At 66.5% G+C, this 20,885-nt stretch carries 19 protein-coding genes; 2 read left to right on the top strand and 17 right to left on the bottom strand.

What is annotated here, in order from left to right:
* Positions 1-13: 13 nt before the first annotated feature.
* The 15 genes from lpxB to rpsB all read right to left on the bottom strand — a co-directional run bounded on the left by lpxB (position 14) and on the right by rpsB (position 15,299).
* Positions 14-1,207 (bottom strand): lipid-A-disaccharide synthase, encoded by a 1,194-nt coding sequence (gene lpxB / locus UCD39_RS25265; protein WP_330498374.1) that lies wholly within the window; start codon positions 1,205-1,207, stop codon positions 14-16.
* Positions 1,204-1,941 (bottom strand): LpxI family protein, encoded by a 738-nt coding sequence (locus UCD39_RS25260; RefSeq protein ID WP_330498373.1) that lies wholly within the window; start codon positions 1,939-1,941, stop codon positions 1,204-1,206. The genes lpxB and UCD39_RS25260 overlap by 4 nt, the downstream gene beginning before the upstream one ends.
* Positions 1,942-2,032: 91 nt before the next feature.
* On the bottom strand, positions 2,033-2,833 hold the full coding sequence (gene lpxA, locus UCD39_RS25255) for an acyl-ACP--UDP-N-acetylglucosamine O-acyltransferase (RefSeq protein WP_330498372.1): 801 nt from the start codon (positions 2,831-2,833) through the stop codon (positions 2,033-2,035).
* Between the two features lie 12 nt (positions 2,834-2,845).
* Complete coding sequence (gene fabZ, locus UCD39_RS25250) at positions 2,846-3,328, bottom strand: 3-hydroxyacyl-ACP dehydratase FabZ (protein WP_330498371.1); 483 nt, start codon at positions 3,326-3,328, stop codon at positions 2,846-2,848.
* Positions 3,312-4,355, bottom strand: a complete 1,044-nt coding sequence (gene lpxD, locus UCD39_RS25245; protein ID WP_330498370.1) for a UDP-3-O-(3-hydroxymyristoyl)glucosamine N-acyltransferase — start codon at positions 4,353-4,355, stop codon at positions 3,312-3,314. The genes fabZ and lpxD overlap by 17 nt, the downstream gene beginning before the upstream one ends.
* 73 nt (positions 4,356-4,428) lie before the next feature.
* Positions 4,429-5,070 carry an OmpH/Skp family outer membrane protein gene (locus tag UCD39_RS25240; protein ID WP_330498369.1) on the bottom strand — a complete coding sequence of 214 codons (642 nt, stop codon included), beginning with the start codon at positions 5,068-5,070 and terminating at the stop codon, positions 4,429-4,431.
* Between the two features lie 17 nt (positions 5,071-5,087).
* Positions 5,088-7,418, bottom strand: coding sequence for an outer membrane protein assembly factor BamA (gene bamA, locus UCD39_RS25235; RefSeq protein ID WP_330498368.1), 2,331 nt, complete (start codon positions 7,416-7,418; stop codon positions 5,088-5,090).
* Between the two features lie 13 nt (positions 7,419-7,431).
* Entirely contained in the window at positions 7,432-8,574 is a 1,143-nt protein-coding gene (gene rseP / locus UCD39_RS25230; RefSeq protein WP_330498367.1) for an RIP metalloprotease RseP, read from the bottom strand.
* Positions 8,575-8,778: 204 nt separating this feature from the next.
* Positions 8,779-10,008: a 1-deoxy-D-xylulose-5-phosphate reductoisomerase gene (locus tag UCD39_RS25225; RefSeq protein ID WP_330498366.1), complete on the bottom strand. Its 1,230-nt coding sequence runs from the start codon at positions 10,006-10,008 to the stop codon at positions 8,779-8,781.
* Positions 9,999-10,934 carry a phosphatidate cytidylyltransferase gene (locus UCD39_RS25220; RefSeq protein WP_330498365.1) on the bottom strand — a complete coding sequence of 312 codons (936 nt, stop codon included), beginning with the start codon at positions 10,932-10,934 and terminating at the stop codon, positions 9,999-10,001. The genes UCD39_RS25225 and UCD39_RS25220 overlap by 10 nt, the downstream gene beginning before the upstream one ends.
* Positions 10,870-11,550 carry an isoprenyl transferase gene (locus UCD39_RS25215; protein WP_330498364.1) on the bottom strand — a complete coding sequence of 227 codons (681 nt, stop codon included), beginning with the start codon at positions 11,548-11,550 and terminating at the stop codon, positions 10,870-10,872. Before UCD39_RS25215 ends, UCD39_RS25220 begins: the two co-directional genes overlap by 65 nt.
* Before the next feature lie 123 nt (positions 11,551-11,673).
* A complete protein-coding gene (gene frr / locus UCD39_RS25210; RefSeq protein ID WP_145730452.1) occupies positions 11,674-12,216 on the bottom strand; it encodes a ribosome recycling factor in 543 nt (180 codons plus the stop codon).
* A 17-nt stretch (positions 12,217-12,233) separates the two neighbouring features.
* Complete coding sequence (gene pyrH, locus UCD39_RS25205; RefSeq protein WP_322483299.1) at positions 12,234-12,956, bottom strand: UMP kinase; 723 nt, start codon at positions 12,954-12,956, stop codon at positions 12,234-12,236.
* Positions 12,957-13,330: 374 nt separating this feature from the next.
* Positions 13,331-14,248: a translation elongation factor Ts gene (tsf, locus tag UCD39_RS25200; protein ID WP_330498363.1), complete on the bottom strand. Its 918-nt coding sequence runs from the start codon at positions 14,246-14,248 to the stop codon at positions 13,331-13,333.
* Positions 14,249-14,519: 271 nt separating this feature from the next.
* Positions 14,520-15,299: a 30S ribosomal protein S2 gene (gene rpsB, locus UCD39_RS25195; RefSeq protein ID WP_040843524.1), complete on the bottom strand. Its 780-nt coding sequence runs from the start codon at positions 15,297-15,299 to the stop codon at positions 14,520-14,522.
* A gap of 296 nt (positions 15,300-15,595) precedes the next feature.
* Here rpsB and UCD39_RS25190 point away from each other — a divergent pair, with 296 nt between their 5' ends.
* Positions 15,596-16,237 (top strand): hypothetical protein, encoded by a 642-nt coding sequence (locus UCD39_RS25190; protein ID WP_330498362.1) that lies wholly within the window; start codon positions 15,596-15,598, stop codon positions 16,235-16,237.
* Between the two features lie 136 nt (positions 16,238-16,373).
* Positions 16,374-18,263, top strand: coding sequence for a hypothetical protein (locus UCD39_RS25185; RefSeq protein ID WP_330498361.1), 1,890 nt, complete (start codon positions 16,374-16,376; stop codon positions 18,261-18,263).
* 41 nt (positions 18,264-18,304) lie between these two features.
* On the opposite strand, the gene UCD39_RS25180 is transcribed toward UCD39_RS25185, so the two are convergent.
* The gene (locus tag UCD39_RS25180) at positions 18,305-19,621 is read right to left on the bottom strand and encodes a sensor histidine kinase (protein WP_330498360.1); all 1,317 of its coding nucleotides are present in this window, start codon (positions 19,619-19,621) and stop codon (positions 18,305-18,307) included.
* Between the two features lie 258 nt (positions 19,622-19,879).
* Positions 19,880-20,776 carry an SDR family oxidoreductase gene (locus tag UCD39_RS25175; protein WP_330498359.1) on the bottom strand — a complete coding sequence of 299 codons (897 nt, stop codon included), beginning with the start codon at positions 20,774-20,776 and terminating at the stop codon, positions 19,880-19,882.
* Positions 20,777-20,885: the final 109 nt, after the last annotated feature.

The raw sequence follows: 20,885 nt of genomic DNA, 5'->3' as shown, positions 1-20,885 counted from the left end.
GGCGCGACCGTAATTACAGGCCCGCCTGCTCCGCCTCGCGTTGGCGCGTATGGATGACGCGCATGACCACCTCGGCCGCGCGGCGGCTGGGCGGGGTGTCGCCCTGGCCCAACCAGGCGGCCACCTCGGCCACACCCTCGATCTGCTCCTGACGGGCGGCGGGGTCGTCCAGCAGACGGCCCAGGGCCTCCGCCAGGCGGGAGGGGCGGCATTCCTCCTGCAACAGCTCCGGCACCAGCATGCGGTTCAGCATGATGTTGACCAGATTGACGAAGCGCACCTTGATCAGCCCACGATAAAGCCGATAGGTCAGCGGGTGGATGCGATAGGCGATGACGGCCGGCAGACGGGCCAGCGCCAACTCCAGCGCCACCGTGCCGGATGCCGCCAGGGCGGCCTCGCTGGCGGCGAAGGCGTCGTACTTGTCCTGGTCGCCCTCCACCACCACGGCCGGCAGGGGCCAGCTTTTCACCGCCTCCTCCACCAGGGCCTTGGTGGCGGGCACCGTCGGGACCGCCGCTACCACGCGTGGCAGGCGGGGTGCCAGGATGTCCAGCGCCCCTTTGAAATCGGGCAGCAGCTTGGTCACCTCGCTGCGCCGGCTGCCGGGCAGGATGGTCACGATGCGGGTGTCGGACCCGAGGTCGTGCCTGGCGCGAAAACGGTCGGCATCACCGGCGTCGGCGCCGCTTTCCACAATGGGATGGCCGACGAAGCTGGCGTCCAGGCCGACCTTCTCGAAGTAGGGCGGCTCAAACGGCAGCAAGGCCAGCAGATGGTCCAGGAACTTGGCGATCTTGGCCGCCCGGCCGGGACGCCAGGCCCAGACGGTGGGCGCCACGTAATGGATCAGGGGAATGGCCGGGTTGGCCTTCTTGACCCGGCGCGCCACGCGGAAACAAAAGTCCGGCGCGTCGATGGTCACCACCGCCGCCGGCTTCATCTCCAGGATGGCCTGTTCCGTTTCCTTCATGCGGCGCAGCAGGCTGGGCAGCTTGGGCAGCAGTTCCGCCAGGCCGAACAGGGCCAATTCCTCCATGGGGAAAAGGCTCTTCAGACCCTGCGCCTTCATACGCTCACCGCCCACACCGGCGAAGCGGATGGCGCCAAACGTCTCCTGCTTCAGGGCCAACATGAGCCGACCGCCCAACACGTCGCCCGACGGTTCCCCCGCGACGAGGAAGACCAGGGGCACATCCTCGTTCATACCGCCTCCGTAACGATTCCGGTGACGAACAGGCCGGCGCCATCCGCCGCCTGGGCCACCTGTTCCCGACCCAGGGTCAGGGTACCGCCCGCTTCCACCGCGATGCCCCGGAAGCCATGGGCCGCCGCCTTTTGCACCGTTGTAACGCCGATGGTGGGCAGATCCAGGCGGATGTCCTGCTGGGGCTTGCGCATTTTCACCAGGATGGGGCCGGGCCCCTCCCGGCGCAGGCTGCCGCAGCGCTCGATCAGCGCGTCGGTGCCCTCGATGGCCTCGACGCCCAGGACCAAGCCCTGCTGCACCACCACGGCCTGCCCAACATCCAGCAGGCCCAGGGCGCGGGCAACGCTCACGCCATGCCGGATGTCGGCCTCAGCGTCCGTGTCCGGTGCCAAGGCGCCCATGGGGCCCACGGGGCTCAGCAAGCCCTGCACCAGAGCCTGCACGGCGACGACGCCAAAGCCCTCCTCCTCCAGCGTCGCCACCAGGGCGCGCAGGATGCCATCGTCGCCCAGGGCCCTGGCGCCGATGCGGGCGAAGAACTTGGCCGCGAACCAGTCGGGCCGCATCTCCGCCAGGCTGGGGCGGCGCACACGGCCAGCCAGGACAATCTCCCCCACGCCTTCGGCGCGCAGGCGATCCAGGATGGCGCCGGCGGCGCCAATGCGGAAGCTGGCCTGGGGAACGTCGGCCGGCAAGGTAGCGCCCTGCCCCTCCAGCGTCACCACGAACACCGGGCGGCCCAGGGCGCGACAGGTATCGACCAGCCGGCCGGGCAGGTCCCCCCGCCCGCCAGGATCCCCAGCTTTACAGGGGCCTCGGGCATCAGCGCGGCTGGCACAAGGCGCGGCCGCCACGGCCGCGGATGAAGGTCAGGACCTCCCCCACCACCGGCGCCGGGTGAGCGGTTTCAACCGCCGCCATGCGATCGGCCAGGGTACCCTCCGGTCCGAAGATGCCCTCGAAGGCGGCGCGCAAGGCGTTCACATCCTCGCGCGTGAAGCCGCGGCGGGTCAGCCCCACCAGGTTCAGCCCGGCCAGGAACGCGCGGTCCCCTTTCACCAAGCCATAGGGGATGACATCGCTCTCCACACCGGACATGCCGCCGATCATGGCGTGCGCGCCGATACGCACCCACTGGTGCACCGCCGACAGCCCGCCCAGGATGGCGTTGTCGCCCACCTCGACATGGCCGCCCAAGGTGGCGTTGTTGGCCAGGATGACATTGTCGCCGACGATGCAATCATGCGCCACGTGGGAGGACGCCATGAACAGGCAGCCGTCGCCCACGCGGGTGACCATGCCGCCGCCTTCCGTCCCGATGTGCATGGTCACATGCTCACGGATACGGTTGTTGCGCCCGACGATCAGTTCCGCCGGCTCGCCCTTGAACTTCAGGTCCTGGGGCGCATGGCCGATGGAAGCGAAGGGATAGATGACGGTGCCCGAGCCCACCTGGGTGCGCCCCTCGACCACCACGTGGCTCTTCAGGTCCACGCCATCGCCCAGCGTGACATGGGGGCCCACCACACAGAACGGGCCGATCTTGACGCCGGCGCCGATCTGGGCGGCCGGGTCGACCACGGCGGTCGGATGGATCACGGTCTCGGCTGCGGAAGCGCTCATCTGCTATAGGGCCTAGCTGTCCATCACGATCATGGCGGCGTAGGTCGCCTCGGCGCACAGTTGGCCATCGACCCAGCCCTCGCCCTTGAACTTCCACACGTTGCGGCGGTTCTGGATCTTCTGGACCTTGATCTCCACGCGGTCGCCCGGCACCACCGGACGGCGGAACTTCGCCTCCTCGATGGACATGAAGTAGACCAGCTTGCCTTCGGCCGACTCTCCCAGCGTGTGCATGACCAGCACGGCGGAGGTCTGGGCCATGGCTTCCACGATCATGACGCCCGGCATGACGGGCTTCTGCGGGAAATGGCCGGTGAAGAACGGCTCGTTGATGGTGACGTTCTTGATGCCCGTGCAGCTTTCACCCGGCACGATGTCGACGACCTTGTCGATCAACAGCATGGGATAACGGTGCGGAATCATCTGCATGATCCGCAGGATGTCCAGGTCGGGAACCTTGCCAGGAACCTTCTGCTCTTCAGTCGTCACGTCCATCACCTTGTCCATTCCTACCCCGCACCAGACGGCCCAGCGCCGCTACCTGGCGCAGCCATTGGCGCATGGGCACGGCCGGCGATCCGCCGACCTTTTCCCCTGGCTCCACATCCCGCATGACACCGCTTTGTGCCGCGATCTGCGCGCCCGCACCGATCTTCAAATGCCCCGTCACGCCGGCCTGCGCCGCCAGCACGACATGGTGATCCAGCCGCGTGCTGCCCGATATCCCCGCCTGGGCCACGATGACGCAGCCGGCACCGAGGTGCACGTTGTGCCCGATTTGCACTAAATTATCAATCATACAGCCCCGGCCGATGATCGTATCGGGTCCCGCCCCCCGGTCCACGGTGGCATTGGCCCCGATTTCCACGTCATCCTCGATCAGGACACGCCCCATCTGGGGCACGCGGACATGCCCTGCCAGATCCATGGCGAAACCGAAACCGTCCTGGCCGATGCGGGCGCCGGGGTAGATGGTGACGCGCGAGCCGATGATGCAGTGGGTCAGTGAGGCGTTGGCGCCGATGACCGTGTCATCGCCCAGCCGGACGTTGACCCCGATGGTGGCATTGGGGCCGATACGGCACCGGGCGCCAATCACGGCCCCCGCCTCGACCACGGCACCGGCGGCGATGTCGGTGCCCTGCCCCACCTCGGCCGTGGGGTCGACATGGGCCCCGGCGCTGATCGCCCCGGTGGGGGCCGTCGCGGGGTAGAAGGCCTGGGCGCACAAGGCGTAGGCCTTGTAGGGGTTGCGCGACAGCAGCAGGGCGACGCCGGCCGGCGCCTTGGACGCCAGCGCGGGATGCACCACAACGGCACCGGCCTTGGTAGCGCTGAAGGCGGCCACGTACTTCTTGTTGTCCAGGAAGCTCAGTTGCCCTTGGTCGGCGGCATCCAAGGCGGCGACATCGCTGAGCACAAGGCCAGGGTCGCAGCCGGGCGCGATCTCGGCGCCGGACCGTTGCGCCAAATCGGCAAGGGTGAAGGGCCCGGCCCGGTTGAAGAAACGGGGATCGGCCATGAAGCGGACCTTTCGAGGACGGTGGCGGGGCCCGCGCGCCCCATCCTGCGAAACGGGGGCGCCCGGGAACCGGTCAGTTCGGAATGTTGACCGTTATCTGCGGCAAAGTGGCGTTCAAACGCAACAGCACGGTGTTGGTGATGTCCTGCGCGTCATCCGCCATATAGATGATGCTGGACCGGGGGATGACCAAGGTGGCCCCGTTTTCCCGCGCCACCTCACCCACGACATGCACCATGCTGTCGCGCAACTGGGCGCTGGCGGCGGAAAAGGCGTTGTCCAGCTGGCGCTTGCGCTCCTGCAGGCGCCGCTGCACCTCCGCCACCTGCTGCTCGAAATCCTTGCGCTTGGCGTCGAAGGCCTCCTGGCCCAGCACGGTGCGCTGGTTGGCCAGTTCCTTTTCCGCCTGCCGCAGCAACTGTTCCTGCTGCGATTGTTCCGCCTGGAATTTCTGGGTCTGCTCGCTGTCCTGGCGCTTCATGCTCTGCATCGCGGAGCATTTTTCCAGCAGGAACTGCACGTCGACAACGGCGATGGTGGTGACCGGCTTCTGCTGGGGTTCGCTGGCGGCCGGCTTGGGTGGAGCCTTGGCCGGCGGTGCCGCCGCCGCGGGATGGGCGATGGCCCCAAAACCAAGAACGAGGGCCGCCAAGGCGGCCCTCGCACCGGAAACGTAAACGGCCGGGGAAGTGGTGCGGCGTACGAACGCCATCATGTCCCGTCCCTTCGTTCTTAGAACTGCGACCCGAAGCTGAAGCGGAACTGCTGAATGCGGTCGTAGCTCTTCTTCATCCACGGATAAGCCAAGTCGATGCGGATGGGGCCGAAAGGCGACTTCCAGGACACGCCGACACCGGAGGAGGCGCGGAACGCGAACTCGTCATGGAAATCGTCGCCCGGCAACGGCGACTCGCCGCTCTGGTCCAGGGCGCCGATATCGGTGAAGACGTGGAAGTCCACGCCCAATTCCTCCGGCAGGCCCAGCGGGAAGGTGACTTCCGAGGTGCCACGCACCAGCCGCTTGCCGCCCAGGGCGTCGTTGCCGCCGTTGCTGCTGAAGGCGCGGGGACCGACGCCAGCCACCTGGAAGCCGCGCAGGGTGTCGCCGCCCAGGAAGAAGCGGTCCTGAATACGCACGAACTCGCCACCCAAGCCCAGGATGTAGCCGACCTCGCCCTCGATCTTCAGCACGACGTTGCTGAACAGCGGGAAGTAAATGCCGGAGGTCAGGCGGTTGCGCAGGAAGTGCACGCTGCCGCCCAGGCCGGCCACCTGGTTGCTGACGGTGAAGTAGTAGCCCGAGGTGGGCTTCAGGCGGCTGTCACGGGCGTCGAAGGTCAGGGCTGACTGGATGGACGAGGTCGTCGTCGCACCCACCTGCTCCTGCACGAAGCGTGTGGTTTCATAGGTGATGTCGCTGATCCGGGTGTGGGACAGCGTATAGGTCACCAGTTCGCGCAAGCGTTCGGAGATGGGGAAGCCGGCACGGATGTCGAAGCCCGTGCTGGACATGTCGTAGCTGTAGGACTCTTCCGTCGTGTTCGCGTTGCGGTCGGTGCGGAACAGGTCCACGCCCATCGCCAGATCCCGGTTCATGAAGTAGGGATCGGTATAGGAAATGGTGAATTCCTTGGAGTAGTAGGACCACATCGTCGAGAAACGGATGTCTTGGCCCGTACCCAGGAAGTTGCGCTGCCGGATCGAGAAGTCGATCAGCGCGCCTTCGGTGGTGGAGTAACCCAGACCCACCTGGATTTCGCCGGTGGACTGCTCGCTAAGGTCGACGGTCAGGACCGCCTGGTCCGGCGTGCTGCCCTCGCTCGGCTTGATCTTCACGTCATCGAAGAAGCCCAGGTCCTTAACGCGCTGCTCGGAACGCTTGACCTTGGACGCGTTGAAGGGGTCGCCTTCGGCCAGCAGCAGCTCACGCCGCACCACCTTGTCCAGGGTGATGAGGTTACCGTTGATGTCGATGCGCTCCACGAACACGCGCGGACTGGGGTTGATCTCGAAGTGCAGGTCGACGGTCTGCGTGTCGGGGTGGCGCTCCTCATTGGGATCCACCTGCACGAAGGCGTACTGCTGGTCACCCAGCTTGTCCTGCAGCTTGTTGATCGTGCTTTCGATCTTGTCAGCGTTAAACCAGTCGCCTTCCTTGGTCTCGATCACCTCGCGCAGGGGGGCGAGGTCGATGTCCTTGATGGCACTGGTCAGTTCGATCTTGCCGAACTTGTAGCGCTTGCCCTCGTCCAGGGACATGGTGATGAAGAACTTCTCACGGTCCGGCGTCAGTTCCGCGACGGACGACATCACCCGGAAATCGGGATAGCCGTTGCGGAAGTAGAAGCGGCGGATCTGTTCCTTGTCGTAGGCCAGACGGTCGGGATCGTAGGTGTCGTCACTGGACAGGAAGCGCCACCAACGCAATTCCTTGGTGACCATGACGTCGCGCAGATCGCTGTCGTCATAGATGTTGTTGTTGATGAAGCTGATCAGCTGCACGCCGGTCAGCGGGCCTTCATCAATCTCGAACACCAGATCGACGCGGTTCTGTTCCAGCTGGACGATCTTGGGCTCGATGCGGGCGGCGAAACGGCCATTGCGGCGGTAGACGTCCAGCATGCGCTGCACGTCCTGCTGCACGCGGGACCGGGTGAACACCAGGCGCGAGCGGAGTTGGACTTCGGACTGCAGGTCCTCCGTCTTGACGCGCTTGTTTCCTTCGAACACCACGCGGTTGATGATCGGGTTCTCGACCACGGACACCACCAGGGTGTCGCCATCACGACGCAGGGTCACGTCGGCGAACAGCTGGGTGGCGAACAGGGCCTTCAGCGATTTATCGATCTTGTCCGGATTGAAGGCGTCGCCCTGCGACACCACCAGGTAGGAGCGGACGGTCGCCTGCTCGATACGCTGCGTGCCTTCGACGCGAATGTCCTTGATGACGCCACCGGACAGGATCCCCTGAGCCCAGGCACCGGACGAAAGAGCGACAGCTGACGTTGCGGTGGTGCCGGCGATAACCAGGCACAGCGCCGCTACTCTCGAAACCGAACCCAATTATTTCCCCCGGTCAAACTTTGGAGATCAGAGACTTAACGAAGCTGCCCACACCGAAGTGGATCAGATCGTTCCAAGTGGCGAAAATCATGAGACTAAGTACCAAAGCCAGGCCGATCCGGAAACCATATTCCTGAGCGCGCTCGCCCAGGGGACGGCCCCGCAAAGCTTCCAGGCCATAGTACATAAGATGCCCGCCGTCCAGCATGGGGACGGGAAAGAGATTGATCAGGCCCAAGTTGACGGACAGCACGGTCATGAACCAGATGACCTGGACCAAGCCCAATTGCGCCATTTCACCGGACATTTGCACGATACGCAGCGGGCCGCCCAAATCTTCGGTGCCATGGGTGCCTGCGATCATTTGGCCCACCGCGTTCAGCGTGCCGACGACCAGCGCCCAGGTCGCCTTGCCCGCCGCCCACACCGCGTTCAGCGGATCACGGCGGTGGTATTCATCCTGGCCACGAACGACGCCGAGGCGTCCGATGCGGCTTTTGTTGCCGAAGCGGTCTTCCGACTCCACGGCGCGCGGCGTGACCTTCAGACCCAGCTGCGCGTCGCCGCGCTGCACCGTCACATCCAGCGTCACGCCGGGATTGACGGCGATGATCTGTTGCAGATCCTCGAAACGCTCAATCTTGTGGCCACCCAGTTCCAGCACACGGTCACCGGCCTGCAAGCCAGCGGCCGCAGCGGCGCTGTCCGGTTCCACCTGCTGCACGACGGCCGGTGTGAAGGGCTGGCCGTAGAACATGAACAGCATGGACAAGGCGACGATGGCGAACAGGAAGTTGGCCATGGGTCCGGCCACCACGATGGCGGCGCGCTGGCCCACCCGCTTATGGTGAAAGGACACGGCGCGCTCTTCCGGCGTCATGGCGCGGGTTTCGGCGCCGGGCCGGCTGGCCGCGTCGGCGTCGCCGAACATCTTCACGTAACCGCCCAGCGGGATCAGGCTGAACTTCCAGCGCGTGCCCGCACGGTCGTTGAACCCCCAGATTTCCGGGCCGAAGCCGATGGAAAACACCTCCACCCGCACGCCGTTGCGCCGGGCCACGTAGTAGTGGCCGAACTCGTGCACGAACACGAGGACGGTCAACACCACCAGGAAGGTGCCACCATAGGTGCTGGCGTAGTTCACGATCTGATGCATCGTCCCAAACTCCAATAACACCCCCTCCTTCCGGGCTTCCCGCCATCCCGCCGCAAGGCCGGGGACCTGGGACACGCATACGAAGGGGCCCATTCGCCTGGCCGCGATGGTGCGCCCCCTTGGTGAACAAAACGTCACCGATGGAGGCATCGCAACCTGACTGGCAGGCCCCGGTCATCCTTGAACGGCCGGGACCCCCGTTTCCTATCGCGCCTGAATCGCTTCGGACGCAATCCGCCGCGCCACGGTATCGACTTCGCGCACATCGTCCAGTGAATTAAGGCGCGAATGCGGCACAGTCGTCATTGTGTGCTCGACGATGCGCTCGATATCCAGAAAGCCGATGCGCCCATCGAGGAAGGCCGCCACGGCGATCTCGTTGGCGGCGTTCATGACGCAGGCGGCGCAGCCCCCGGCGCGCATGGCTTCGCGCGCCAGGCGCAGGGCCGGGAACTTCTCCGGATCCGGGGCGTAGAATTCCAGGTGGCCGGCCGTCACCAGGTTCAGCCGCTCCCCCGGGGTGGCGATGCGGCGCGGCCAGCCCAGGGCCACGGCGATGGGGGTGCGCATGTCCGGCGTACCCAACTGCGCCAGGACGGAGCCGTCGACATATTCCACCAGGCTGTGCACCACCGACTGCGGATGGACCAGGACGTCGATCTTGTCCTCGGGCATGCCGAACAGGTGGTGGGCCTCGATGACCTCCAGGCCCTTGTTCATCATGGTGGCGCTGTCAACCGAGATCTTGGCGCCCATGTCCCAGGTGGGATGCGCCACGGCTTCCTTGATCGTGGCGCGGGCCATGTCTTCCCGGGTCTTGTTGCGGAACGGCCCGCCCGAGGCGGTCAGGATCAGGCGGCTGACACCGTCCACCCGCTCGGAGTCGAAGACCTGGAAGATGGCGCTGTGCTCGCTGTCGACGGGCAGCAAGGTAGCGCCGTGGCGCTTCACCTCGGCCATCATCAGGGCGCCGGCACAAACCAGCACCTCCTTGTTGGCGAAGGCCACGGTGGCGCCCCGCCGGGCGGCGGCCAGCGTCGGCTCCATGCCGGCGGCCCCCACGATGGCGGCCATGACCCAATCCGCGGGACGCGCGGCGGCGTCCACCACCGCCTGCGCGCCCGCCGCGACCTCGATGCCGGTGCCGGACAGCGCGTCCTTCAAGGCGGCGTAGTGGGCCTCATCGGCCACCACGGCGGCCTTGGCGCGCAATTCCTTGGCCTGGCGGGCCAGCAGGTCCACGTTCTTGCGGGCCACCAGCGCCTCGACCTGGTACCGCTCCGGATCGGCGGCGACCAGTTCGACCGTGTTGCAGCCCACCGAGCCGGTGGAGCCCAGGATGGTCACCGTGCGCGTGGCCGGCGCGGGGGCGCCCGCCCCCTCGGGTACCGCCACTTGGGCCGCCGCAACGGCCTGCAGGGAACTCACCACCATGACCCATTCTCCCCAATGAGGGCGTGGAACAGCGCGAACACCGGCGCCGCCATGACCAGCCCATCAATACGATCCAACAATCCGCCGTGCCCGGGGATCAGCGACCCGCTGTCCTTCACGTCGCAGCGGCGCTTCATATACGATTCGAACAGGTCGCCCGCCTGTCCCACCACGGCGATCACGGCCGCCACCAAGGCGCCAGCGCCGGGCGAGGAGACGGTCGCCAGCGGCGACAACGCCAACCCTACCAAAGCCGCGGCCGACATGCCGCCCAAAAGGCCCGCCCAAGTCTTCTTCGGGCTGATGCGCGGCGCCAGCTTGGGGCCGCCGATGGCGCGGCCGGCGACATAGGCGCCGATATCCGTGGCCCAGATGGCCAGCAGCAGGAACAGGAACAGCCAGATGGCCTCGGGACCGGCGCGGTTGCGTATCCAGTCCAGCGCCAGGCAACCACCGCCCACATAGGGGACGATCAGCGCGAAAAACAACGGCGCCGGCAAGCGTCCGCCCTGCCCCATCGGGGTGTCATCGACGGGCGGCGCGCCGGGGCGTCCGCCGGCGGCAGCCCACCACAGCAGCACGGTCTGCGCCGCCAGCAGGACCAGGCCGTACAGCGGGCCGGCCACGAACTCGCCGCTGAGCGTCACCAGGATGGTCATAAGGCCCATGGCCGTGGCCCAGGGCTGGCGGCCCGGCACCACCAGGCGCAGCCATTCCAGACCGGCGATGACGGCCACCGCCACCAGCACCGCCTGGAAGACGAGGCCGCCCAGCCATACGGCCGCCAATACCGGCGGGCCCAGGACCAAGGCGGAGAGGATACGGGTCTTCAGATCACCCGGCAGCTTGGCCAACAGCCCTTCAGCGCGTTCCAACCGTTGCCCCATACCGGCGATCGCGTCGATGGAATTCCTGGATGGCATCATCCAATTCCTGGCGACCAAAGTCCGGCCACAGCGTTTCCACGAACACCAGCTCCGCATAGGCCATCTGCCACAGCAGGAAGTTGCTGATGCGTTTTTCCCCGCTGGTGCGGATCAACAGATCCGGGTCGGGGATGTCCTGGGTATAAAGGGATGCGCCTAGGCGTTCCACGGTCACCTGATCGGGCGTCATGCGGCCGGCCCGCACCTCTTCCGCCAGATGGCGGGCGGCATTGGCGATCTCCTGGCGCGAGCCGTAGCTGAGCGCCATCACCAGCGTGAGGCCGGTGTTGTTCGCCGTAAGGGATTCGGCGTTCTGGATCAACGTTATGATGTCCGGCGCCAAGCGTGACCGGTCGCCGATGATGCGCAGCCGGATGCCGTTCTTGTGCAGGGTGGCGATCTCCCCCCGCAGATAGAACCGCAGCAGGTGCATCAACTCGCTGACCTCCCCCTCCGGCCGGCCCCAGTTCTCGGACGAGAAGCTGAACAGCGTGAGGTAGGAGACGCCCATTTCCCGCGCCGCCTCCAGCACCCGGCGCACCGCCTCCACGCCCTTCTTGTGGCCGGCGGTACGGGGCAGGCCGCGGCGCGTCGCCCAGCGCCCATTGCCATCCATGATGATGGCGATATGGGCGGGGGACGGACGTTCAGGGGCACTGCGGCACCGGACATGGGACTCTCGGGCAGGAACTGGGACGGCCTGGGACGCGGCCTGGGGCGCGGGCGGGGAAACGGGACATCAAATCTGCGTGATGTCCTTTTCCTTGGCGGTGAACGCCTCATCAATCTTCTTGATGTGGGCGTCGGTCAGGGCCTGCACCTTGTCCGACCACGTCTTGTGCTCGTCCTCGGACAGGTCGCCGTCCTTCTGCAGCTTCTTCAGCATGTCCATGCCGTCGCGCCGCACGTTGCGCACGGCCACGCGGGCCTGCTCGGCGTACTTGTTGGCCACCTTCACCAGTTCCTGGCGGCGCTCCTGGTTCAGGTCGGGGATGGGCACGCGGATGATCTGGCCATCCGTCTGCGGGTTCAGGCCCAAGCCGGCCTCGCGGATGGCCTTCTCGGTCGCCTTGACCATGGTGCGGTCCCACACCTGCACGGTGATCAGGCGCGGCTCCGGCACGCTGACGGTGGCCACCTGGGTCAGAGGCATGTGGGACCCGTAGGCCTCCACCGTCACCGGTTCCAGCAGGCTGGCCGACGCGCGGCCAGTGCGCAGGCCGGCAAATTCCTTGCGCAAGCTTTCGACGGCGCCATCCATGCGCCGGGTGATGTCGTCCATTGAGGGAGCGGCCACGTTCAAGCCTCTTCTTCCGTAATGATCGTGAAATGACCCCGTCCGTCCATGACCTCGGCGAAGGCGCCTTCCTCATGGATGGAAAAGACGAGGATGGGAATGTTGTTTTCGCGCGCCAGCGAAATCGCCGTCGCGTCCATGACCTGCAGATCGTTCGACAGGACGTGGAGATAGCTCAGCGACGACAGGCGCTCCGCCGTAGGGTCCTTCTTGGGGTCGGCGGTGTAGACGCCATCGACCTTGGTCCCCTTCAGCAGCGCCTCGCAGCCCATTTCCGAGGCGCGCAAGGCGGCGGCCGTGTCGGTGGTGAAGAAGGGGTTGCCGGTGCCGGCGGCGAAGATCACCACCCGGCCCTTTTCCATGTGGCGCACCGCGCGGCGGCGGATGAAGGGCTCGCACACGCTGGCCATGGGGATGGCGGACTGCACGCGCGTGGGAACGCCGATGCGCTCAAGCGCGCTCTGCATGGCGAGCGCGTTCATCACGGTGGCCAGCATGCCCATGTTGTCGGCCGTGGCGCGTTCCATGCCCGACGCGGCGCCGGAAACACCGCGGAAGATGTTGCCGCCGCCAATGACCAGGCAAACCTGGACGCCCATCGCGATGACGGTCTTGACCTCGTCGGCGACGCGATTGACGACCTTCTGGTCGAGACCGAATTCACGGTCCCCCATCAGCGCCTCGCCCGAGATTTTCAGAAGTACGCGTTGGTATCGGGCAGCCACGGGGTCAGGTCCTCTCGCCGATGGGTGGGCCCGGCGACAAGCCGGGTTGGGAAGCCACGAGTGTCCGGGGTCAGATCCGGCTTAGCTCTACTGCAAACCGGCCCCCGCCGCCAAGCCTGGCGTTGCAGGGGGCTCATGCAATGGAGCCCCGAATTGAGCCGAAATCGAGGCGCACGAAAAGAGCGGCGCCGGTAATGGCGCCGGCGGCCACTCTACCTACAGGGAAATGTCGATGAAATCGCCATCCCGCGCTGACACAGAAAAGGTGCCGCCGGCATGGGCGGGCGCCCCCGCTCCGAGGTAAGGCACCCAAGAAACCGGCGCGTCCATCGCTGGACGCGCCGGTTTTACTCAACGCTCGGAAGGCTGACGGATCAGCGCGCCATCGAGGCCACTTCGGCCGCGAAGTCGCTCTCTTCCTTCTCGATGCCGTCGCCCAGCACGAAGCGCACGAAGCCGGTCAGCTTCACGGGGGCGCCCACGTCCTTGGCGGCGTTCTCGACGACCTTGCGGATCTTGGTCTCCTGGTCGATCACGTAGGTCTGCTCCAGCAGCACCACTTCCTCGTAGTACTTGCGCAGGCGGCCTTCGACCATCTTGGCGATGATCTCTTCGGCCTTGCCGGAGGCGCGGGCCTGGTCGGCCAGCACGTTGCGCTCACGATCCAGGGCGGCGGTGTCGACGTCGGCGATGTCCAGGGCTTCCGGACGGGCGGCGGCGATGTGCATGGCGATCTGGCGGCCCAGCTCCTGCAGCTTGGCCTTGTCGCCGGTCGACTCCAGGGCGACCAGCACGCCGATCTTGCCCAGGCCGCCGGTCAGGGCGTTGTGGACATAGGTGGCGACCACGCCGTCGGTGACCGACAGGCGGGCGGCGCGGCGCAGGTTCATGTTCTCGCCGATGGTGGCGACCAGGTGGGTCAGCTCTTCAGCGACGGTGCGGCCGTTGCCGAAAGCCTGGCCCTTCAGGGACTCGACGTCGGCATCGGCCAGGGCCAGCTTGGTCACGCCGGACACCAGCGCCTGGAACAGGTCGTTGCGGGCGACGAAGTCGGTCTCGGCATTGATCTCGACGGCGGCGCCGACGGTGCCCTGGGAGGCGACACCAACCAGGCCCTCGGCGGCGACGCGGCCGGCCTTTTTGGCGGCGGCGGCCAGGCCCTTCTTGCGCAGCCAGTCGATGGCGCCCTCGATGTCGCCGGCGACCTCGTTCAGGGCCTTCTTGCAGTCCATCATGCCGGCGCCGGTCTTCTCGCGCAGCTCCTTAACGAGCGCAGCCGTAATCTCAGCCATCTTCGCCTCTCTCATCGCGTCAGGGCGGACGGGCGTCCGCAGGGATTTTGATCAGGGGTCGGAGGGACGTCGCCGTCCGCATCCGGAAATTTCGCTGGGTCGCCACCCCTCTGGGGCAGCACCCATATGACAGCCGCCCCGAAGCGGGGCGGTGGTCGACCGAAGACGGGACCGCCTCCGGACATCCCAGGGGCACCCTGCCCCCGGACAGCAACGCGGCCGGACCGGCACCTCCATCACGGAAGCCCCGGCCCGGCCGTTTCGCTTAAACTCAGGCCTCGGCCGCGACTTCGGCTTCCTCGGCCGGGATCTCTTCCACCGGGGCCTCTTCCGAAGCGCCGACGTCGATGCCCGAGGCGGCCATCTCAGCGTGCAGACCATCCAGCACGGCGCCGGAGATCAGCTCGCAGTACAGCTCGATGGCGCGCAGGGCGTCGTCGTTGCCGGGGATCGGGAAGGTCACGCCATCGGGGTTGCTGTTGCTGTCCAGCACGGCCACCACGGGGATGCCCAGCTTGTTGGCTTCCTGAACGGCCAGCGACTCCTTGTTGGTGTCGATGATGACCAGGATGTCCGGCAGACCGCCCATCTCCTTGATGCCGCCCAGCGCCCGCTCCAGCTTGTCGCGGTCACGGGTGCGGTTCAGCAGTTCCTTCTTGGTCAGGCCGGCGATCTGGCCGCCCAGCAGCTCATCCATCTCGCGCAGGCGCTTAATGGACTGGGAGATGGTCTTCCAGTTGGTCAGCATGCCGCCGAGCCAACGGTGGTTGACGTAGTACTGGCCGCAACGACCAGCGGCCTCGGCCACCTTCTCCTGGGCCTGGCGCTTGGTGCCGACGAACAGGACGCGGCCACCGCCGGCGACCACGTCACGCACGGCCTGCATGGCACGGTGCAGCATGGGCACCGACTGCTCCAGGTCGATGATGTGCACGCCGTTGCGCACACCGAAGATGTACGGGGCCATCTTCGGGTTCCAGCGACGGGTGTGGTGACCGAAATGAACGCCGGCTTCCAGCAGCTGGCGCATGGTAAAGGTAGGCATAGCCATGAAACGGAACCTTTCTCCGGTTTGGCCTCCGTGGGCAATGCCTCTCGACCACCTGGCCTCGAGACACCGGAAGCGGACCGCCCAGATAATAAGGACGCCCCGCAAGCCCACGTGTGGGATTGACGATGGCCGGTGTGATACTCCGCCGCCCCGGCGATTTCAACCCCGAAGCACAGCCCCGGCCTTGCGTGAACGAAAGGGGGCCCCCGCGCCCCACGCGTGCCGCCTTGAGGCCCCCACGCCGATGGTGCGGCACCTGGGTTGCGACACCGGGGGCACGCGCCTATGGTGCCGGCATGTTCGCCCCCCTGGAAACGCCCTCCCACCCCGATGAGGCCGCCGCGGTTGCCGAGGCGCGCGCCGCCCTGGCGCTCAGTCATATGGACTTGGGCCATGCAGATGTGGGCCATGCCGACTTGGGCCATGCCGACTTGGGCCGGGCGCCGCCGGCCTTCACTCCCATCGCGGCCGACGCCTTGCCGAACGCGGTGCGGCCACGCCTGGACCATATCGACGGCATGACCGCCGCCCTGGCCCGGCATGCCGGGTGCCCGGTCAGCGTCAACGTCCAGGCGCGTGTCCGGGACCAGGGCCCCGGCCTGGATCGCCTGCGCCGCCGGGTCATCCTTGCCAAGCAGACGGATGGAAGCCCCCTGGCCTTGGGGCTGCTGGCCGTGGACCTGCTGGCCCTGCCCCCGGCCGTGGCGGCGGAGGCGCTGGCGGAACGGACGCCCTTCGGCACCCTGCTGGCCAATGCCGGCCTGTCCTTCCTCAGCCGGCCGCGGCTGTTCTTCCGTCTGGTGGCGGATGCGCCGCTGGCCCGCCTGCTGGGCGGCCATGAGGGGGAGACGCTCTACGGCCGCCTGGCCCATCTGGCCCTGACCGCCCCCGGCGCCGAGCACCCCGTGGCCCGGGTGGTGGAGATTCTGCGGGAATAGCGCGGCGCCCTGGGTCCAGGGTTGAAACCCGATCGCCACCGCTGAGAATCCTTAAATCCTGCATCGCTCCTGCACAGCGTCCCGCTTATGGTGGGTCCCGCTTATGGTGGAAAAAACACCAAGTGATGGGGTGAGCATGACGACAGACACGGGCGCGCCGGACCAGTCCTCCTGGAATTCCAGAACATTCACCGCACGGCTGGCGGTCGCACTGGTCCAGGCGGCGGGCCTCTATCTGCTGATCGAAGCAGCGTCCCAGCCGCTGGCCTGGCCTGCCACGGTTCCCACCCTGTTTATTCCCCTGCTCATGATCTGGTCGCTGATTCCCCTATTGGCATTGCTGGGGGTGGGGCAGTTATCCCGGCGGCCATTGCTGCTTTGGCTGCTGGCAGCGACGGTTATGGTCGCCGGCCTTGGCTGGTACGCCGGGTGGCGACTGCCGGGGCTTCCCACGGTGACCGACAATCCGCACGCCCCCCCGCCACAGATTTGGAATTATGCCAACCTGTGGCTGCGCATGGCCATCGGCCTGTTCATCGCCCACACCCTGGTCGTGGACGCCATCACGGAAGGGCGCTGGCGCCCCAGCTACGTCCGCCATTTCGACACCGCCTGGAAGCAGGGGGTCCAGGCGGCCCTGACCGGAGTCTTCGTCGCCGTCTTCTGGCTGACGCTGCACCTAGGCGCGGGGTTGTTCGAGCTGCTGAAGATCACCTTCTTCCGGCGCTTGATCGAACATGACTGGTTCGCCCTACCCGCCACCACCCTGGCCATGGCCACCGCCATCCATGTCACCGATGTGCAGCCGGCCCTGATCCGGGGGGCCCGCACCCTGGCGCTGACATTGTTTTCCTGGCTGCTGCCGCTGTTGGTGGTGATCGTGGTTGGTTTCCTGGGCAGCCTCCCCTTTCTGTCACTCGCCCCTTTATGGAATACCCATTTCTCCTGCGGGCTGCTGCTGGCGACGGCGGCGCTGCTGATCTTCCTGATTAATTGCTGCTATCAGGATGGCGCGGCGGAGCGCACGACCATCCTGGCCAAGCGCTGGGCCGGTTCGGTGGGCGCCCTGACCCTGGCGCCGCTGGTGACGCTGGCCGCCTGGGCCCTGGGCCTGCGGGTGGGGCAATACGGGTGGACCCCCCAGCGGGTGGATGCGGCGATCATCACCCTGGGCATCTCCGCGTACACCGCCGGCTATGTCGTCGCCGTGTTGCGCGCCCCCCGCCCAAGCGGTCCCCACTGGCTGCGCCGGCTGGAAACCACCAACCACCTGACCGCCCATTTCGCGCTGGTCTTGTTGCTGGCCCTGCTCACCCCACTCGCCGATCCGGCGCGGTTGATGGTCGTCAGCCAGATGGCCCGTCTGCGATCGGGCGTTGTCGCCCCCACCGATCTTGACGTGACCGCCCTGCGCTTCGACGGCGCCAGGTGGGGACGCGATGCGCTCATGACCCTGCGCCAGGCGACCGACAGCCGATGGAGCGCGGAGCAGACCGACACCCTGCATGCCAACGCCAACACCGCGCTGACCAAGGACAATCGCTATCTGTTGGAAGGCGCCCTGAAACATCCGGTGACAGCCCCAAACCTGGCCAGCCGGATCAAGGTCTATCCCGCCGGCCAAAGCCTGCCTCCGGATTTCCTTCAGGCCTACGGCGCCCTGAAGCAGCGGCAGGGCTATGGAGGCTGCGTCATCGCGGGAAACGGCCCCTGCAACGCCTACCTCATCAGCGTGCAAACGGGCGGCCCCGTCGCGGTGCTGATGGAAGACGGTTACGCTGCCGCGGTGGTGTTCGAGCGGGACGGCCAGAACGCCTGGCACCAAACCGGCACGATCCGGGATTTGACGGGGTGTGATCGCGTGCGGGATGCCTTGCAGCGCGGCGACGCCGCGCCCGTCCCGCCCAACCGTCCGGATCTGCTGGTGGCGGGCGTCCGGCTGCACATTGATCCCGATGATGGCGCCTGCAAGGGCACTGACAAGCCCGTGGAAGCACGGATCATGGAGCCGCCCCCCGATAAATGACGGTGGCGGGGACGCCGGGCCGGAATGCGGCATCGCCTGACTCAGGCTGGCCTTTGCGGCAGCGTCACGGTGGCTGTCGTGCCGATGTTGGCGGGGCCGGGACCGTGGCGCAGCGTGCCCCCCGCCTGGGACAACATGCGGCGGACGATGAACAGCCCCAGCCCGATCCCCGGCCGCCCCTGGGCATTGGACGCGCGGTAAAAGCGCCGGCCCACCGATTCCCGTTCCATTTCCGGAATCCCGATGCCCCGGTCGATGACCTGGAAGCGCACCTCATCCGCGCCCCCGGCCGCGGTGATGGTCACGCCCTCGGTGGCGGGGGAATACTTCAGGGCGTTTTCCACCAGGTTGCGCAGGACGGCGATGATCATGTCACGGTCCGCCCTGAAGACCAGGGGCGGTTGGGAAACCAACGCACGGACACGGTTTTCCGCATCCATGTGCGACAGCCCCCCGAGCACGGTCCGCAGCACCTCCGTCCATTCCAGATCCTGCACCACCGGCGCCGAGCGTGGCTCCCGCTTGTCGGTCACGATCCGATCGACCAGGGCCGCGACGCGGCGCACGCCGTCACGAACGCTGGCCAACCTCTTCTCGCCGGCCTCCGGCAAGGGGGATAACGTGATTTCCAGCATTTCCGTGGCCCGGTCGATGCCGGTCAAGGGCGTGCGGATTTCATGAACCAGGACGTCCAGCAGCTGCTGATGCTCGGCATTGATTTCGCGTTCCGTGGCCAAGGTCGCGGCCAGTTGCTGTTCCAGGTGACGCCGCCGGTCGATTTCAAGCGCCAGTTCCTGGTTGCGCTGCAGGACATCGACCCGCAGGCGCGACCCCAGCATGGCGAGAAAGCAGGCGAACCAGAGGTGGTGGGCCAAGCCGGCCTCGATGACCATCCACGGATAGAACATCGTCGGATCAGGCATCCCCGCCAAACTCCGCCCGATCCGGTAGAGCGCCCAGCCATCCTGAATGGACAGATGAAGGAAGATGTACGGCAGCAGGGTCAGGCGCAGCCAGGACCAATGCCCCGTCTGACGCCACAGCACGGGAACAGCCGCACCATGGGCGATGGTGGTGATGATGGCACCCGCGACGGCGCGCAAAGCGCCGTCCGTCGGGTTGATATACAGGAGAAGCGGCCAGTAAATAGCCGTGGCGATGACACAGAACGGCACCAGCCATTTGCGGGACGGCTGGCCCAGAAAAATGATCGCCCCGTTTATGCAGGTGGATTGCGCGGCATTGATCAGCACCGCCGTGGTGAAGCCGGTCATGCCGGTCAGGAAATCGGTGCCCGGCTTATAAAGCAGGCCGGTGATCGAGGCACCGGCACCGATAATGAACCCTGTCGCAATCATTCGGACGCCGCTCAAATGCCGATAGGCATTCCAGATCAGCGCCGAAATTCCGGCGTTCAGGATCTTCATAAAGAAGAAGACGATCAATACGGTGGGCATGGACGGCAAAGTGACGCTGCGCAGCCGAAGAGGCCGCCAGCATATATCGGACAACCGGCGATACGAAGGGGAAGCCCAGTCTGTCCTTACCCCGTCATGGGAAGCGGCGCGCCATGGCCAGGGTTGCGCGCCGCTTCCCCCCTTTACTGTCCCTTGGCCTTAGCGTCCTGCAACCTGCAGCCGCTCCAGATCGGTGATGAGGCCCGGCCCGACCGGTTCCCACCCCAGCACCCGCCGGGTCTGCTCGCTGGACGCAGGCATGTCCAGCCCGGCGAAGCGCGCCATCCAGCCGAAATGGTCCGCGGCCTCCGCCGCAGGGACGGACCGCACAGGCAACTCCAGCCGCCGGCCGATGGCCTCCACGATGGCGCGTATCGGTACGCCCTCCTCCGCCACCGCGTGGTACTTCGCGTTGGGCTCAGCCCGCTCCACCACCAGCCGGTACAAACGGGCGACGTCCAGCACATAGGCGGACGGCCACCGATTCAAGCCATCACCGACATATACGCATTCCCCTTTCTGCCGGAACATGCCGATTAGAGGGGTAATCAGACCTTGGGTCACCGGGTCATGCACCTGGGGCAGCCGCACCACCGACACGTTGCGCCCTTCGGCCGCCTGGGCGGCGCCAGCCTCCTCCGACGCGGCGCGGGGATGGACCGTCGAGCCGACGATGGGGTTATCCTCCTTCGCGGGCTCACCAGGGACGGTGTTGGCGATGGGTGTGCCGGAGGTGATGACCAGCGGGCGGCTGGAGTCGGCCAGCGCCGAGCCGAGCACCCGGATCACCCGGCGGTCATCCTCGCAATTGGCCACAAAGCGGGAGAAGTCGTGGTTGAACGCCAGGTGGATGACACCGTCGCAGTGGGCGGCCCCGCTGCGAAGGCTTTCCTCATCCTCCAGGGTGCCGTGATGCACCTCCGCCCCGGCCGCCGCCAACGCGGCCGCCTTGTCCTGCGAGCGGCACAGGCCCAGCACCTGATGCCCGGCCGCGATCAATTCCCTGACCACGGCCGAGCCGATGTTGCCGGTGGCGCCAGTGACGAACACGCGCATGATCCGAATCCCTTATCCAGATGTCAGTGTTTTCGCGGAAAGAAGCCGAACGACGGAGGTCGGTGCCCAGTCCCCGGCTTCATAGCGACAAGTCTTGGCGACGGCGTTA

It is taken from the genome of Nitrospirillum karajorum (assembly GCF_036348415.1).
Lineage (GTDB): Bacteria > Pseudomonadota > Alphaproteobacteria > Azospirillales > Azospirillaceae > Nitrospirillum > Nitrospirillum amazonense_B.
Note: the sequence above shows the minus strand (reverse complement) of the source record. Positions and strands in the feature narration are given on the sequence as shown.

Coding starts and splice junctions, on each gene's coding strand:
- tsf (WP_330498363.1), bottom strand. CDS start 14,248: ATGGCTGAGATTACGGCTGCGCTCGTTAAGGAGCTGCGCGAGAAGACC.
- UCD39_RS25190 (WP_330498362.1), top strand. CDS start 15,596: ATGTTCGCCCCCCTGGAAACGCCCTCCCACCCCGATGAGGCCGCCGCG.
- UCD39_RS25185 (WP_330498361.1), top strand. CDS start 16,374: ATGACGACAGACACGGGCGCGCCGGACCAGTCCTCCTGGAATTCCAGA.
- lpxA (WP_330498372.1), bottom strand. CDS start 2,833: ATGAGCGCTTCCGCAGCCGAGACCGTGATCCATCCGACCGCCGTGGTC.
- lpxB (WP_330498374.1), bottom strand. CDS start 1,207: ATGAACGAGGATGTGCCCCTGGTCTTCCTCGTCGCGGGGGAACCGTCG.
- lpxD (WP_330498370.1), bottom strand. CDS start 4,355: ATGGCCGATCCCCGTTTCTTCAACCGGGCCGGGCCCTTCACCCTTGCC.
- frr (WP_145730452.1), bottom strand. CDS start 12,216: ATGGACGACATCACCCGGCGCATGGATGGCGCCGTCGAAAGCTTGCGC.
- rseP (WP_330498367.1), bottom strand. CDS start 8,574: ATGCATCAGATCGTGAACTACGCCAGCACCTATGGTGGCACCTTCCTG.
- UCD39_RS25180 (WP_330498360.1), bottom strand. CDS start 19,621: ATGATTGCGACAGGGTTCATTATCGGTGCCGGTGCCTCGATCACCGGC.
- rpsB (WP_040843524.1), bottom strand. CDS start 15,299: ATGGCTATGCCTACCTTTACCATGCGCCAGCTGCTGGAAGCCGGCGTT.
- fabZ (WP_330498371.1), bottom strand. CDS start 3,328: ATGGACGTGACGACTGAAGAGCAGAAGGTTCCTGGCAAGGTTCCCGAC.
- UCD39_RS25175 (WP_330498359.1), bottom strand. CDS start 20,776: ATGCGCGTGTTCGTCACTGGCGCCACCGGCAACATCGGCTCGGCCGTG.
- UCD39_RS25240 (WP_330498369.1), bottom strand. CDS start 5,070: ATGATGGCGTTCGTACGCCGCACCACTTCCCCGGCCGTTTACGTTTCC.
- UCD39_RS25225 (WP_330498366.1), bottom strand. CDS start 10,008: ATGGTGGTGAGTTCCCTGCAGGCCGTTGCGGCGGCCCAAGTGGCGGTA.
- UCD39_RS25215 (WP_330498364.1), bottom strand. CDS start 11,550: ATGGATGGCAATGGGCGCTGGGCGACGCGCCGCGGCCTGCCCCGTACC.
- UCD39_RS25220 (WP_330498365.1), bottom strand. CDS start 10,934: ATGATGCCATCCAGGAATTCCATCGACGCGATCGCCGGTATGGGGCAA.